The organism is Pseudarthrobacter sp. KH_020_B, from assembly GCF_057840185.1.
Window position 1 is genome coordinate 2,121,530 of sequence record NZ_CM174506.1, and the last position, 15,773, is coordinate 2,137,302.

Below are 15,773 nucleotides of genomic sequence, written 5' to 3' on the forward strand. Positions count from 1 at the left end.
TTGAAGGTTCATTCGTCGGTTTCGGGTTGGAGAACTGTGGCCGCGTCGAGGGCCGTCGACGACGATGGGTAGTTGTCCCGGCCGGCTGCCAAGGGGCATGGAGTGCTGTCCGTATTTGTCGTAGGCGAGGGGCAATGTTCATGGCAGCGTAATCGGCGAGCGTCTTGATGGTGAACTCAAAGTCCCCATCAGCGATCAGGCGCGTGAAGGTTTGGGCGTAGTCGCGGCGTGCCGGGTGGTGGTCGCTGCCGCGTCCGTGGCTTCCAGTGACAAGCCGAGGGCTGCCAGGATGGTACAGGTTTTACCGAGTTCGGCGCGTTCGTGGCGCCGAGGGTGGGTGATTGTGCCTACGGCCGCAGACGAGTCGATGCTGGTTCCCGATGTCATGGCTGGCGTCCTCCTTGCTGTATGAAGACGACGGCAGTCCAGGGCCCGAATCAATTACGGGAAATGGCGGCACCGCGGATACACACCTTGTCTCCGTGTGAATAGGAAAAACCCCTGGAAGCGAAAGCCTCCAGAGGCTCTTCTGGGTTCCTGCACCAATATCGCATGCTCGGAATGGGAAATATGATCCGTGTTTGTTAGTAGGACCATGCCTAAGACCGCCGATCACCGTAGTTCCTTGGGATGCGCCCGGTCATAATCATTGCTTTGAAGCTGACCACCAGTGGATGACCTTGCCGATATTGCAGCCAGGGTGAGCTCACCGGCGTCGGCCCGATCTCTGCTACACGCTCTGATGGAGCCCGCTTACCGCCAAGACCCCGGCTCCGGTCACCGCCATTTAGCAACGGACCGTGCGGTGGCCGGGACTTCGCTTAGTTGGCATGGGCGCCTGTCTGCACGACCGGTTAGGGGCCGGCCAGCTCGGTGTACGCGCAGGCACCCCGGAGTCGCGAAACGACCCCGGGGTTGCGACTCGTATTAGGGGAGTTGGATGGCTGCCTCGTGTCCGGTGTGCTGTTCCAGGCGCCGTGCTGTGCCTTCCAGGTAGGGGGCGCCCAGTTCCTCGATGGGGGTCTTGAACGTCTCACGGGAGAAGTACACCGAGACGGCCGCGATGAGCATGCAGACTGTGCCGAAGACGGCCACAGGAACCCAGCCGTTGACGCCCGGGGTCAGGAGCAAGCCTGCGATCATTGGCGCGAAGCCTGCCAGGACCAGGCCGAGCTGGTTGCCCATCGCCATGCCGGTATACCGTACCGGTGCAGCGAACTGTTCGGCGAAGAAAGAGGGCCAGATGCCGTTGAATCCCGAGTACAGCACCGTCATGTTCAGGAATGCGGCCAGGAAGACCAGCACGATGTTGCCCGAGGACAATGCAAGGAAGTACACGAAGATCGTGATCGAGCAACCGATTGCTGCCGTCAGCAACAAGGGGCGCCGCCCGATCCGGTCCGAGATCTTCGCCGCCAGCGGCATGGCGAACATCGACAGGCCGATCGCCACGGCGTTGACGGTGAGGATGGAGGCCCGGTCAAAACCAGCCGTGGAGGTCGCGTACGCCAGGCCGAAGACCGTGAAGATGGTCTGCATGACGGACATGATGGACATTCCCACAACGCGCAGCACATCGGGACCCTGGAACTTGAGGACTTCCTTGACCGGCATTGGGGTGACCTGATGCTGTTCCTTGGCCTCTTCAAAAACCGGGGTCTCATCCAGGTGGGTCCGCACCCAGTAGGCGATGCCTAAGACCACGATGGACAGCCAGAACGGGACGCGCCAGCCCCAGCTCATCATTGCTTCCTGCGGCAGAGCTGTGACCGGGATAAAGACCAAAGTGGCCAGTACCATGCCAGAGGCGTAGCCGGTCATCACGAAGCTGGTAAAGAAGCCGCGCTTGCCTTCCGGGGAGTGTTCCAGCGTGAGCGTGGATGCCCCGGCAGACTCGGCGCCGGCGGAGAAGCCCTGGGCGAGGCGCCCGGCCACAAGCAGGATCGGGGCCCAGACGCCGACCTGTTCGTATGTGGGCAGGAATCCGATGCCGAGCGAGGCCAGTCCCATGATGCCGAGGGTGAGTAGCAGGATCTTCTTGCGCCCCAGCTTGTCGCCGAAGTGGCCCATAACCAGCCCGCCCACGGGCCGCGCCACGTAGGCGACTCCGAAGGTGGCGAAGGCTCCGATCAGACCAATGGCAGGGTCGGCGGAGGGGAAGAACAGGTGCGGGAACACCAGGGCGGCGGCGGTGCCGTAGATGAAGAAGTCGTAGTATTCCAGGGTGCTGCCGAGGAACGATGCCAAGGCTGCCTTCCGCGGGGTCTTGCGTGCGGCCAGGTGTGGGGCGGGTGCGGTGTGCATGGGGATCTCCTTAAGACAACGATGTCTTAGCGGCAGCCGGCTGGGAATCCCCGAGGTGGAAGTCCACCGAAAGGATTTGCTGGCTATTGGGGAATGAATAGGCTTTGAGCGGCTCGTGCAGCGGATGGGTGTTGTACCCCGCGATGTCCTCGACTTTTTCGAAGTCCGCCACGATGGCGTAATCGAAGGAACGCTCGGTGTTGAGTATGTCCGGGCCGTGGGTCAGGCTGATCATGCCGGGGATATTCCCCGACATCTTGTTGAGTCCGGCGATCCAGGCCTGCTTGTCGGCGGACGGGAAATCCGGTTTGAACTTGAAGAGTACGGTGTGGCGGATCATGTCAGGCTCCTATCAGTTCAGCGGTGGCGTCGGCGGCTGCTTGGCCGGCGGTCGCGGAACCGGCGAAGTCTGGGTCCTGGCCGGCGATTGTGCGTCCGGCGAGGTAACCCATGGTCATGATCGGGCCGAGCGTTGCGCCGGCGCCGGGGTACCCGGCGGCGTAGGCATTTTCCGTCGTGTTGCCGGCGGCAAAGAGCCCTTCGATGGGCTCATTGTCCACGTCCAGGACGCGGGCGCGCCCGTCGGTGGCGATTCCGCCGTTGGTTCCGAACGCGCCATTGACCACCTCCATGGCGTAGAACGGCCCGGTCTGCAGCGGTGCCAGGGACGGGTTCGGGAAGGGGTTTCCGTCGTCGCCCCAGTATTTGTCGTACGCGCTTTCGCCGCGGCCGAAGTCGGGATCCTCGCCCCTGACGGCGAACTCGTTGAACCGGGACACCGTCCCTATGAGGTTTTCGGCGGGAACGTTGATCTTCGCGGCGAGCTCGCCAAGCGTCGCCGCCTCGGTCAGGTACCCGGGGGTGGGCTGGCCAGCGCGGTGGGCCAGGATGCCGTAGTGCTCCAGGTAGGCGTGGTCGACGATGACGTGGGCCGGGGTGTTCAGGGCCTGGTTTCCGGCGGAGTCCCAGGAGTGCAGGGAGCGGGCCAGGTCGTTGTAGTTCTGGGATTCGTTGGCGAAACGGTGGCCGTGCCGGTTTACCATGATCGATCCCGGGCCCTGGCGCTCGAAGCGGAGGAGGGTGCCCACGGGCTGCCCGTCGCGGGTGTCCCCGGTGATGGACATCGGGGCCCACCAGGCTTCGCGAGTGCCGCGGGTCTGGCCACCGATGCGCTGGGACATCCGTAGCCCGTCGCCTGTATTTGAGGGTGGCGAGCACATCGTGTACAGCCGCGATGCCAGCATCGAGTCGGCCAGTGCCTTGTCCCATTCGAAGCCGCCGGTGGCCAGCACAACGCCGTCGTTCGCGTGGAACACTTCGCCGGTTTCCAGTTCGACGCCGGTCACCCGGCTGCCGTCAGAGACGAGGCGGTGTCCGCGTGCCCCCGTGATGAGAGCGGCACCGTCCCGGACCAGGCTGGCCAGGAGCATGGACACAAGGGCCTGGCCCTTGGCCACGAGACCGTCGGCCTGGCGCCGGTTCAAATCCTCCCAGGGGAAATTCGTGAACGCGCCCCAGTTCTCGTACTCCTGCATCGTGAACGGCGCGCGGCCGTCAGTGCGGACGTGCGGAGTGAGCCCGCCCAGGGCTTGCCTGCTGTTGAACAGCTCGGGTTCCACCGTGCGGCCGCCCGGCAGGGCGCCGGGCAGGTCCTGGCGGTAGTCCGGGAATTTGTTCAGGAAGATGAAACGGACGCCGCATTCCTCTTCCACGAACTGAAGCATCTGGTCCCCGTACTCCAGGGCCGCGTTCAGGAGTTCCTCACGGCCGCGCCCACGGGCGACGGCGCGCACATATTCGGCGGCTGCTTCCTTCGAATCGGCGATTCCTGCTTTGCGGGCGTGGTGGTTGTCGGCCACCCAGAGCATGCCGCCGGAAACGGCCGAGGTTCCGCCCAGCAGGTCGCTTTTCTCGAGGACGACGACGGACTTGCCGGCACGCGCGGAGGTGGCTGCCGCGGTGAGGGCGCCTGCCCCGGAGCCGACGACGATGACGTCGTAGCGGTCCGATCCGGTTCCGTTAATAAATTTCATAGTGTGTTGCCCTTTCGAAGAAGAAGTTCCGGTGCGGCTGCGAGGCAGCCTCGCCGTGGAACAGATCCGGGGTGCGGTTAGACGGTGGGAGATCAGACTGCGGTGTAGCCGCCGTCGATCACGAGTTCCGAGCCGGTGGTGAAGCGGGATTCGTCCGAGGCCAGGTACAGGACGCCGTAGGCAATTTCGTCCGGTTCGCCCTGCCGGGGCAGCGGGTTGGAGCCGACGAGCTGCTTGTAGTATCGCTCTGCGCCGATGTCGGACTGTTCGGCGGAACGGCGGCTCATCCGGGTGTTCATCGAGCCGGGATGGATGGAGTTCACCCGGATGCCATGTCTGCCGTAGGCGGCGGCGTCCGACTTGCTCAGCAGCCGGACGGCGCCCTTGGTGGCGTGATACAACGGGACGTTCGGGCCGCCGGTGAGCCCGTGGATCGAGGAGAAGTTGACGATGCTGCCGGCGCCTTTCTCGATCATTCCGGGGATAACGAATTTGGTCATCAGCCAGACGCCCTTGACATTGACGTTGAAGAGGATGTCGAAGTCCGTGATGGAGGCGGTGTGGGACGCTCCGGCCGGGCCGATTATTCCGGCCGCGTTGACCAGGATGTCCGGGGTGCCGAGGTCCTCGGTGACCCGGCGGATCGCGTCCGCGACGCTCTCCTCGCTGGTTACGTCGACGTCGTATTCGCTGATTTTTTCGTGGGCGACGGCGGCAGGAATGCCTGCCACGTCCAGACTTGCGACCTTGGCACCGTGCTCGGCAAGCAGCGCGGCGGTGGCGCTCCCGAGGTCGCCCCGGCCGCCCGTGACGACTGCCGTCTTGCCGGCGACGCGGTTGTGTGCGCTGTTCATGTTCTCTGCTCCTCGTAACTCCAGCGGCCTCTTTGCCGCGTTTAGTCAGAGTGACAGGGGGGCTGTGAGCGGGACCACGTCATTGCCGATGAACGGGAACAGAAACTTAGTGGCTCTGGCGGAGGGCACCCTTGAGTTCCCCGCGCCAGCCCAGGGCGCGGGAAATGCCGCGGGCGGCCGCCATCAGGACCGGCACTCGGGCGGCCGTGTATTCCTCGGTCCGGGGCACCACCACGCTCAGTGCCGCGACAGCGGTATTCTCGGGTCCGAAGACCGGCACGGCAATACCTGCAGATTCCGGCACGATCACCCCGGGCATGGCGGCAAAGCCCCGCTGCCTGATTTCGGCCAGATGGCGGCGCAGCACCGCTGGATCGGTGAGCGTGGATTCGGTGTACTTGGTTAGGGGCCGGGCCAGGATGGTTTCCTGGTATGCGGCCGGTGAATGGGCCAGCAGTATCAGCCCGGACGACGTCGCGTGCAGCGGGAGACGGCCGGCAATTTTCGTGATGTCCACAATGGTCGCAGCGGAGCCGATGCGCTCGATATACAGGACTTCATCGGAATCGAGTATGCCAAGTGTGGTGGAGTGCTGGACCACGGCCTGGACGTCCTCCATGAACGGCAGTGCGGCTTCCCTCAAGCCCACCATCGTCGACCCGCGGGACACCAGCTCCCACATCCGGGTGCCGATACGCACGTTCCCGCCGGGTTCGCGTTCGAGGAGGCGCTCGAGCAGCAGGTCGTTGACCAGCCGGTACGTGGTCGTAACCGGAAGGCCGGTACGGCGGCCGAGTTCGGCGACGCTCATGGTCTTGTGGCGGTCATCGAAGGCGCTCACGATCTTGACGAAGCGTCCGATGATCGACTCGCCTGATGAAGAGTTGGCCACACATCCTCCTCCAGATTCCCACTCAATGGTAATCCTCCTCACGCCTGACCCGATCACCGGCTGTACTGGGGGTTTAGCCTTTCCCCACGGCTGCCGCGCTGATGCGTGCGGCCGACTGAACGGAGCAAGAAGCATGAGTAAAAGCGTCGCCTGTGATGTCCTCGTCATCGGATCCGGTGTGGCCGGCATGGCCGCAGCGTTGAAAGCCGCGTCGCAGGGATTGAGCGTGATCGTTGCCGAGAAGGACCAGTACTTCGGCGGCACGACGGCGATTTCCGCCGGCTGGGCCTGGGTCCCCGGCAACAAGCAGGGAATGGCGCAGGGCGACACCCGTGAGGAAACGGAAACGTACCTAAAAAACCTGGCGCCGGAGACGTTCAACGAGGCCGGCGTCCGGACCTTCCTGGACACCGTGCCCGAAGCCATTTCCTTCTTGGAGAACGAGACCGAGGTGAAATTCACCTACCCGGAGAAGTCCCCGGACTACAAGATGGACCTGCCCGGGGCAAAGCTCTCGGGCCGGGCGATCCTGCCGCGAGACGTTGACGCGCGCATCCTCGGGGACAAGCGCCTGTTGATGCAGCCTTACATGAGTTCCTACACCGTCTTCGGCTACATGCCGCAGGTCGGCCCGGACATCAACGAGTTCTTCCATGTCAACCAGTCGGTCAAGTCGTTCGTCTACGTGGCCAAGAAGCTGCTCCGGACCTGGGTCGATGCGGCCCGCTACCGGCGCCCCGTGCTGCGTTCCAACGGCAATGCGCTGATGACCCGGATGGTCAAGAGCGCCGACGACCTGGGCGTGCGGCTCTGGAATTCCTCACCGGCACTTTCCCTGACCCGCGACGACGCCGGCACCATCACCGGAGCGGTCATCGGCGGAGACCATGCCGCCGCCGTAACGGCACGTCTCGGCGTCATCCTCGCCGCCGGCGGTTTCTCGGGGAACAAGGAACTCCGGAAGCAGTACTTCCCCCACGACGCCGAGGGCGACGACCACTTTACCCCGACCCTGGGCCACGGCGGGGATGCCGCCAACCTGGCAATCAGCGCCGGCGGACACATCGACAACTCAGTGTTCAGCGTTGGCTCCTGGGCGCCGGTGACCGTCTTCAAGTACCTCAACGGCAAAGAGCGACTCTTCCCGCACCTGCGCGCCATCGGTCTGCCGGGGCTGATCGCCGTCGACCGTCACGGCAAACGCTTCGGCAACGAAGCCCTGAGCTACCACGACTTCGGCGGGGCGATGATCGGGCACAACAAGGACGAGGACAAAACGTTCGGGTTCGTGATCGGCGACGCGAAGACGATGCACAAGTACGGCATCGGCTACGCCAAGCCCTGGCCGATGCCGCGCGGCTACTTTTACAAGACCGGCTACCTGGTCAGGGGAGACACCCTGGAAGAACTGGCCGGCAAGCTCGGCATCGACGCCGAGGGCCTTAGGGCGACCGTCGCCGGGTTCAACCCGGCAGCGGAACGCGGCGAGGACCCGGCGTTCGGCCGCGGCTCCACCCTGTACAACCACTTCCGCGGCGACATGGAGCACAAACCGAACCCGAACCTGGCCCCGGTCGGCAAGGGCCCGTACTACGCGGCCAAGATCCAGATGGGCGATCTGGGCACCTTCGCCGGCATCGGCGTCAACGACCGCTCCGAGGTCATCACCGCTGAGGGCACCGCGGTTCCCGGACTCATCGCCGTCGGCGCGGCAGCCGTCAGCGTGTTCGGTGGCGGCTACCCGGGCTACGGCTCACACATCGGCCCAGCCCTCGTGTTCGGTTACCGGGCGGGGCGCGACATCGCCAGGCTCGCCGCCGAACGCGGCCTTAAGCGTGCCGAAGTGGTCTAAACGTGCGCATCAGGACGTGTCCCCGGAGAATCGAAAGGCAGGAAGAGACAGCATGCTGATTGGAAAGTCCGCGGTCGTGACAGGTGGAGCTTCCGGAATCGGGGAAGCCCTACGTGTCAGGCTGGAACGGTACCAAGGGCTCATAGCAAGTCCGCTTAATCGCGTGGGGCGAGAATCAGGAATCCAGTAATCATGTCCAGTCCAGTTTTGAGTGCCGTAGGCCAAGATGGTCCTATGAACAGTCCCGGACCGCGTTCCGGTGGACCGACCCCTCGCCGGTCGTTCACCCCAGTGCAGAAGCTCGAATATTTGGCCTCGTACGAGGCGGCGTGCCAGGGCAATGAAGGCGGTGCGTTTCTGCGCCGCGAGGGCCTTTATTCATCCCAGATGACTGAATGGCGCCGGCTCCGTGACGCCGGTGTCCTCGCTGGCAAGAAGCCTGGGGAGACAATCGGGAAACTGTCGTCGGACCAGGCTGAGATCGCGCGTTTGCGCCGCCAGTTGGAGGTGAGTGAGAGCCGGTTGAAACGATCCGAGGCAGCCTTGGGAATCATGGAAAAACTCTCGGCGTTCTTAGAGAACGCCATTCAGGAATCACCGGACGAGCCGAAGTCCAAGAAGAATTGATGGCCGCCTACCACGGCCTGCGCCAACAACAGGTCCCCACCCGGCAAGCGGCGGCCCTGGCCGGGGTCTCACGCACCACGGTGTACCGCAAGCCGGCCCCGCCCCGGGACCAGCCGGAGGCAGCTCCACCGAACAAGCTCAGCCCTGCCGAGCGGGCTGCGGTACTGGCGGCGTTGAACGCCCCGGAGTTTGTGGACCTGGCACCGATGCAGGTCTATGCGAAGCTCCTGGATCAAGGCGTCTATCTGGGCTCGTTGTCAACATTTTACCGGGTGCTGGAGGAGAACAAGCAGGTCAAGGAACGCCGCCGCCTGGCCAAACACCCTCCCCGGACCGTGCCCGAGCTCGTCGCCACCGCCCCGGGCCAGGTGCTGAGCTGGGACATCACGAAGCTGGCCGGGCCCGTGAAGGGCAAATACTTCGACTGCTACATGATGATCGACATCCACTCCCGCTTCATCGTCGGAGCGCACGTGCACGCCAGTGAATCCGCGGTTCTGGCAGTGGAGATGATGAGGGAAATCTTCGGGATCCACGGCATCCCGCAAGTCGTGCACGCGGACAGGGGCACGTCGATGACGTCTAAGACAGTGGCCGCGCTGCTCTCGGACTTGGAGGTCACCCGGTCACATTCCCGGCCCCGGGTGAGCAACGATAATCCGTACTCAGAAAGCCTCTTCAAGTCCATGAAATACGGGCCCATGTTTCCCGAACGCTTCGCTTCCCTTGGCGATGCCAGAGCCTTTATCAACGAGTTCATGGACTGGTATAACCATCACCACCAGCATTCCGGAATCGGCTTCCACACTCCCGCCAACGTCCACTACGGATTCGCCGTCGGCATCGCCAAGCAACGCTCGGAAACCCTCGCCGCGGCGAGGGCAAAACACCCCAACCGCTTCGCCAAAACCACCGACCCCAAAATACTGGCCCTGCCCGGGCCCGCATGGATCAACCAACCCAAGGAAAACACCGAACAGTCAGCCGCCTAACTCCCGTTGGTACCGTTCAGCTTGAAAAATTCCGAAGCCATAGCCCGCAAACTGGCGGAAGCCGGGTCTGCAGTCACCATCGGCGATATTGGGAGCAGCGGCTCTCACGTTGTGGAGGAAATAACAGCTCGCGGGGGCAGAGCCCAATTCATTCGCACGGATGTGACCGACGAATCTTCGGTACGCCGCCTCATGGACGGAGCAGCGCGCACATTTGGCGGCTTGGACGTCCTGGTAGCTAACGCTGGAATTCCCGAGGTAAAGACACCGCTTCATGAACTCGATATGTCCAATTGGCGACGTGTCATCGACGTCAACCTCACAGGTGTTGCCATATGCAACAAATGGGCCGTCTCGACGATCCTGGCCCGCCGCGGGGACTACACAGAACCTCGTACCGCTTCTGTAATCAACATGGCCTCGATTTTGGCCCACGTCGGCCAGGCCAACAGCAATGCCTACTCTGCAGCGAAGGCCGCCGTCGCTAACTTCACGCGTTCAGCTGCGCTTACGTACGCCCGACAGGATATCCGCTTCAACGCGGTGTCACCAGGCTACGTGGACACGCCGTTGCTGGCTAAACTCCCGGAAGAGACCCGCTCCCAGATGATTTCCAGACAACCCATCGGACGACTGCTTCGACCGGAGGAGATCGCTAGTGTTGTTCTGTTCCTGGCCAGCGATAGCTCGTCGGCACTGACGGGATCTATTATCAACGCCGATGGCGGATACACCTCTATCTAAGATCTACCGGGGCCAGAATCGTTTTCCTGGTCGGTCTTGCAGATTGCTGCACAGGCCGTCCATCCCCATGCCTGGGAACCCTGATCGCCGCGAGGTGCAGTGCGGGTATGGCGGAATTGCACTGGTCACTCCCTGATGGAGGCCGGCAAATTCCCGTAGATAAACTGATCAGCACCTATAAGTTGGAGGAGAATATCCAGGCCCTTGCGTACTGCCGCCGGTCATGTGGCTGTCCGCCGATCGGACCCACGAAAGGGCTGAAGGGAGGTGGAATCGCTATGAAGACACCACAGACCAAGAATGCCGCGTGGCCTGCACTGGCATCTGGAAACGAGCGCGGGCATGACCTGTTGCCGCCAAGCGTGGACCCTCCGGTCGGATCGTTTTTGTCAGGACAAAGAAGAAGCGCGCCCCGTCGACGCGGGGCGCGCTCGTTGGTCTGGGGACTTTGAGCCGGAGAATTGGGGGTGTGCACAATGTGCACACCCTGGGCTTCGGACTCGGTCGTACCGGCGCCGGACTGGGTCGGATTCCGTATGTTTCCGGGGGAGCCCAGTGTTTGCAAGGGCTGGAGTCCCGTTCGAGTCCCACCTCGGGCACGCATAACCCCTCGTCAGAGGGGTTCTTGCTTTAATGTGTGGACATTGACCCTCCGCGGTCCCTCTGACACTGGCCGCGGTCTGTGCCTGGCGCCGCGATCGCCTATTCGGTTGTGTGGGTTGCGGGTTCAGGGCATTGCCTGGTGGGCCCTCCGCGTGCTGGTATCTGGGTTTATTCGCCCTCTTCTCTGGCTTGTTCCGGTGGCCGGTGTTGGCCATCACTCATTCATGGCTGCGGGTTGTGTGGACGACATGACTTAGCCGTGATTTTCGACGACTTTCCGCTACGCGCCCAGCCGCCGTCGGTGATCACGTGAGCGGAAATGTGATCGGTTGTCCGACCAAAAGGGTGTGGACACTGTCCACACCCTGTACACGGTCGGGTCCGTCGACCTGCATTTGGTCCCTCCCTGGTTCATACCAGCGCATGGGTCCGAACGCTCTGTGCGACATGACGTGCGGGAAGCTCCATCGCCTCCGTCCCGTCAGATAGTCGGCTCTGCCGGTTGCCATCGTGTGTCTTCTCGGCCGCTTATCCCTTTTCTGATGACTTCCATACATGCTCCGCGCCGGCCCTTCAGACATGACCCGCGGGCAACCCAAGCGCGGCACGCCCGCACCGACGCGGCCAGAACCACGTCGACGGCAGAAGCCCTGATGGTACGACGTGCGAGCAAGCGGGGCTGAGACTGCTGGTGTGTGGGACTGATGACCACCTCGGACCGAGTGTTGTCGAAGGTCAGAGGCGTTTAGGGCCCAGTGTGTGTACAAACTACCCACGAAGTGTGTACACGTGTGCACATGGCTCTTAAGTCACTGCACAAGCCGCGTCAGGAAATTCACGGTGTTGTCCCTGTGAGAATTTGATCTTGGCCGACTACTCCGACAAAATGTTGAAGGGTGCTCATGGTTTGGGGACGGTGGATCGGCGGCCCGGTTCTGTTCTCTGCTCTAATGAGAGTTAGCAAGAACTGGGGTATTCATCTGAGCGGACTTACGCAGGTTAGGAGCCTCTCCATGGGTGAGCCGCCCGTGGCCTGTCCATGGTCGGCGGATGGCCTCGTCTTCCTGGCGGTGGGGGCGGGGTCTTCTTCGGTTGGGGGTCGGCGACCAGGTCGCGGTAGCGCACGGGAGCGTGGGCGACGGCGAGTTGGAGGATGCGGTAGAAGACCATGCCTCGGCTGCGCGATTGGCGTCGGTTGAAGCGGAAGACGAACTCGTCGAGGTAGCTCTGCAAGTGCGCTTCGTCGACCGAGCCCTGGTGCGTGCCCAGCAGCCAGCGCTTGACCAGCGAGGCCACCCGATGGACGCCGGGGAGCAGGTCGCCGGGGTCCTCTCCGCGGGCGCGGGCGGCGCGTTGGCTGTGCGGTTCGTAGGTGTAGCCGAGCTTGTCGATTCCGCGGTAGCCGGCCCAGCCGTCGGTGATCACCCGCGTACCCGGCTCGACGTGTTCGGTGACGAAGGCGTGCAGCGAGGCGGCCGACCCGTCGGCCAGGATCGCCATCCGGGCCCGCCCGAACCCGTGCGGTTCCTGGACCTCAACTGCTATGCCTACCAGTGCCTTCTTGCCCTTGGCGCGTCCGCCGCGCAGCCCCGGCTCCTCGCCGCCGATGTATGTCTCGTCCACCTCGACGGTGCCGGCCAGTCGATCTCGCCCCGGCCGCACCAGTACTGAGCGGAGTCGATGCAGCATCGCCCACGCGGTCGGGTACGAGCCGATCTCCAGCGACCGTTGCAGGCTCAACGCGGACATGCCGTCCTTGCCCGAGGCGAACATCCAGCAGGCCTCGAACCACACCGTCAGCGGTGTCCTGCGGCGGTCGAAGATCGTGCCCGCCGTGACCGACGTGCGGCCTGCGCAGGAGGCGCACCGGTACCCGCCATCGGCGACCGCCCAACCACCTGTGTGCCCACACCGCGGGCACACGAAGCCGTTCGGCCAGCGCAGCCAGTCCAGATAGTCCAAGCAGTCCGCGTCTGTGCTGAACCACGATCGAAACTCTCCGGCCGACCTCGGATAGTGCACCCCTGCCCGCGGTTGCACCAATTCCACGCACTCAGGATACTCCGCTCAGATGAATAGCCCAGAGCAAGAAAACTGTCGATATCGAAGTTGCGTGGGTAGTCGGCGGAAGTGGTCATAGACGTGTCTTTGATTACGGGGGAGGGGTCGTCCTCACCGTTGGCCCATAGACTGCGCATTTAGAAAAACGGGGATCATCCTTCCGGGCCGGCTAACAGTAGCAAGCGTGTAACCGACTTTCTCTCGGAATGCAAGCGGAGCCGGAATCGCGCTTGTGACAAGAGGTCGGGCGGATTCCGCTACGCGGCGGCAGGGGAAGCCTCAATTGCCGGGCCCAGGTGTTCCCTGAGTTCAGTGATGAATGCCTGGAGGTTGGCTGAGCGGCAGTCCCGGCGCCACATCAGCCAGGTTTCGGCCGTGCCGAGAGCGCCTGGTATCTCGTGGGCGTGGACCCGATTTGCGCCGGGAAGCGTCTCCAGAAGCGATTTGGGCATCATGCAGATGCCGCCGCCGGCGGCGACGCAGGCGAGCATGCTGTAGTACGACGAAATCTCGACAATCCGCCCGGGGACGATTCCTTCCGAATCGAGCCAGTCCTCAAAGCGCTGGCGGTAGGAGCAGATGGTGCCGAACATGAACGCCGTCGGGTGGGACGCCTTGAAATCGTCGTTGATCTCGTTCACCGTCTGCGGAGTGAGGATCACCAGTTCCTCGCTGAAAGCCCTGACGCCAGTTATCGATGGTACGGCCGGTTTTCCATCGGAGAATGCTGCCGTGAGTTGTCCGTTGAGCAAATGGTCAAAGAGTACTCCCGAGGACCCTGCTTCGAGTTCAACGTCGACCGCCGGGTAACGGAGGTGGAAGCTGGCAAGTATCGGCGGTATTCGAACGGCCGCGGTGCTTTCGAGGGCACCGAGACGGAATTTGCCCCGAGGTTCACCCTGTGCCGTGAAGGCTTTGGCGTCGTTACACAGGTCAATGATCTTTTGGGCATGTTCGCGAAAGGCCTCCCCATCCGCGGAGAGGGAGCTTTGGCGCTTGTCCCGTACCAGCAGCTTGACTCCCAGCTCGCGTTCGAGCTGCTGGATCCGCGTCGATACGTTTGAGGGAGCACGAAGCAGCTTGGCGGCTGCTTTAGTGATGCTGCCGGTCTCCGCTACGGCTAGAAAAATTTCGAGCTGTGAGATCTCCATTGTCCTCAGTTCTTCATTAGTGAAGCGATGCAGTCGAAGCATCACTCTCACAGAAGGATGACAGCACTCGGGGTGCTTTTCAACCCGTTTAGGTCAGCCGGCCGTATGCACGCCGATTTGAACAGAGCCTGATCGTTCTCTTTCAGAGAAGTGACACTTCGGAAACTTCTTATTTATCAAACTGTCCGTTGCTTCTAGAGTCGTTGTTAGCCCCATCACACGAACTTGAAGGAACACACTATGGGCACCATCGAAGTTGCCGTCGCGAAATCGACGAACCCGGCCACCGGCGAAGACGTGGCCACCTACCCTTACCTGGATGAGCAGGGCGTCTCAGACGTCGTCCGGTCCGCAGCCGAGGGTTTCGCCAGCTGGCGGGACACGTCCCCGGCCCGGCGCGCTGAGGTTTTCCGCCGGCATGCAGAACTGCTGCGGCGCGATACCGCGAAGCTGGCCGCCGTCATCACTGCCGAAATGGGCAAACCGGTCACCCAAGCCCAGGCCGAGGTCACCAAGTGCGCGAACATGCTGGACTGGTACGCCGAACACGGGCCGGCCATGTTGGAGGACACGGCAACGGCCATCGGCCCGGAAGCCTACGTCTCCTATCTGCCCACGGGTACCGTGCTGGCGGTCATGCCGTGGAATTTCCCGGTCTGGCAGATCTTCCGCGGGGCCGCCCCCATCATCCTGGGCGGCAACGGTTACCTCCTGAAGCCGGCTTCCAATGTGGTCGGGTGCGGGCTGGCGTTGCAGTCTTTGTGGGAGGAGGCCGGACTGCCGAAGGGGACGTTCGCGGTCGTGAACTGCGACCGCGATGAGCTCCCTGCCATCATCCACAACCCGGCGATCACGGGCGTGGCGGTGACCGGCGGCACCGTCGCCGGGCAGAGCGTCGCCGCCGAGGCGGGCCGTGCGCTGAAGAAGGTCATCCTGGAACTTGGGGGATCGGACCCGTTTATCGTCCTTGCCGACGCCGACCTGGACAAGGCCGTCGAGGCGGCAGCCACCGGGCGAATGGTGAACGCAGGGCAGGTGTGCATTTCGGCCAAACGGATTATCGTCGAACGCTCCGTGTACGCGGAATTCACCGAAAAGCTCACCCGCCGTGTGGAGAGCTTGAAAGTCGGGGACCCGACCGATCCGGAAACCTTCGTCGGCCCGATGGCCAAGGAAGAGGGCCTGCTCGACGTCGATGACCAGGTCAAGCGGTCCGTCGCAGAGGGTGCAGAGCTCCGCACCGGCGGCTACCGGCTCTCCGGACCCGGCTCGTTCTATGCCCCCACGGTCCTGGCCGGTGTCACCGAAACCATGACGGCCTTCAAAGAGGAAATTTTCGGTCCTGTCGCAACCGTCATCGCTGCAGAGGACGCCGACGATGCGCTGGCCAAGGCGAACAACTCCGAATTTGGCCTCAGCGCCGCGATCTGGACCGCCGACAGCGCCAAAGCCCGTGCCATGGCCCGCAGGATCGACGCCGGCGGCGTCTTCATCAACGGTCTGTCCGTCTCGGACCCCCGGATTCCCATTGGCGGTGTCAAGAAGAGCGGCTTCGGCCGTGAACTTTCCTACCTGGGCGTCCACGAGTTCACCAACATTCAGGCGGTCTGGGACAAGACACCCCTCAACGCCGCCGAAGAAGCAGCAAAAGGAGAGTAAT

At 63.1% G+C, this 15,773-nt stretch carries 12 protein-coding genes; 4 read left to right on the forward strand and 8 right to left on the reverse strand.

The annotated features are described in order from the left end of the window. Window positions 1-195: 195 nt before the first annotated feature. The 6 genes from AC3IT0_RS09750 to AC3IT0_RS09775 form a co-directional block, all read right to left on the reverse strand. Window positions 196-387 (reverse strand): hypothetical protein, encoded by a 192-nt coding sequence (locus AC3IT0_RS09750; protein ID WP_489323488.1) that lies wholly within the window; start codon window positions 385-387, stop codon window positions 196-198. A gap of 540 nt (window positions 388-927) precedes the next feature. Beyond that, window positions 928-2,304, reverse strand: coding sequence for an MFS transporter (locus tag AC3IT0_RS09755; protein WP_489323489.1), 1,377 nt, complete (start codon window positions 2,302-2,304; stop codon window positions 928-930). Window positions 2,305-2,314: 10 nt separating this feature from the next. Next, window positions 2,315-2,644, reverse strand: a complete 330-nt coding sequence (locus AC3IT0_RS09760) for a Dabb family protein (RefSeq protein ID WP_489323490.1) — start codon at window positions 2,642-2,644, stop codon at window positions 2,315-2,317. A gap of 1 nt (window position 2,645) precedes the next feature. Further along, window positions 2,646-4,337 carry a 4-oxocyclohexanecarboxylate 2-dehydrogenase gene (gene chcC1 / locus AC3IT0_RS09765; protein ID WP_489323491.1) on the reverse strand — a complete coding sequence of 564 codons (1,692 nt, stop codon included), beginning with the start codon at window positions 4,335-4,337 and terminating at the stop codon, window positions 2,646-2,648. Window positions 4,338-4,429: 92 nt separating this feature from the next. Then, window positions 4,430-5,191 carry an SDR family NAD(P)-dependent oxidoreductase gene (locus tag AC3IT0_RS09770; RefSeq protein WP_489323492.1) on the reverse strand — a complete coding sequence of 254 codons (762 nt, stop codon included), beginning with the start codon at window positions 5,189-5,191 and terminating at the stop codon, window positions 4,430-4,432. Between the two features lie 106 nt (window positions 5,192-5,297). Continuing rightward, window positions 5,298-6,083: an IclR family transcriptional regulator gene (locus tag AC3IT0_RS09775; protein ID WP_489323493.1), complete on the reverse strand. Its 786-nt coding sequence runs from the start codon at window positions 6,081-6,083 to the stop codon at window positions 5,298-5,300. Between the two features lie 133 nt (window positions 6,084-6,216). Here AC3IT0_RS09775 and chcC2 point away from each other — a divergent pair, with 133 nt between their 5' ends. From chcC2 to AC3IT0_RS09790, 3 genes are all read left to right on the forward strand, one after another. Then, on the forward strand, window positions 6,217-7,935 hold the full coding sequence (gene chcC2, locus AC3IT0_RS09780; RefSeq protein WP_489323494.1) for a 4-oxocyclohex-2-ene-1-carboxylate 5-dehydrogenase: 1,719 nt from the start codon (window positions 6,217-6,219) through the stop codon (window positions 7,933-7,935). Window positions 7,936-8,169: 234 nt separating this feature from the next. After that, window positions 8,170-9,554 (forward strand): IS3 family transposase gene (locus tag AC3IT0_RS09785; RefSeq protein WP_489323349.1). Its coding sequence is split into 2 segments (ribosomal slippage): window positions 8,170-8,488 and window positions 8,488-9,554, totalling 1,386 coding nucleotides; the frame shifts between segments, so codons are not numbered across the junction. Between the two features lie 21 nt (window positions 9,555-9,575). Further along, a complete protein-coding gene (locus tag AC3IT0_RS09790) occupies window positions 9,576-10,298 on the forward strand; it encodes an SDR family NAD(P)-dependent oxidoreductase (protein ID WP_489323495.1) in 723 nt (240 codons plus the stop codon). A gap of 1,602 nt (window positions 10,299-11,900) precedes the next feature. On the opposite strand, the gene AC3IT0_RS09795 is transcribed toward AC3IT0_RS09790, so the two are convergent. Further along, on the reverse strand, window positions 11,901-12,944 hold the full coding sequence (locus AC3IT0_RS09795) for an IS1595 family transposase (protein ID WP_489323763.1): 1,044 nt from the start codon (window positions 12,942-12,944) through the stop codon (window positions 11,901-11,903). 275 nt (window positions 12,945-13,219) lie between these two features. Next, window positions 13,220-14,113 carry a LysR family transcriptional regulator gene (locus AC3IT0_RS09800; RefSeq protein WP_489323496.1) on the reverse strand — a complete coding sequence of 298 codons (894 nt, stop codon included), beginning with the start codon at window positions 14,111-14,113 and terminating at the stop codon, window positions 13,220-13,222. 240 nt (window positions 14,114-14,353) lie between these two features. Between AC3IT0_RS09800 and AC3IT0_RS09805 the strand changes: the two genes are divergently transcribed. Beyond that, entirely contained in the window at window positions 14,354-15,772 is a 1,419-nt protein-coding gene (locus AC3IT0_RS09805; RefSeq protein WP_489323497.1) for an NAD-dependent succinate-semialdehyde dehydrogenase, read from the forward strand. Window position 15,773 lies beyond the last annotated feature (1 nt).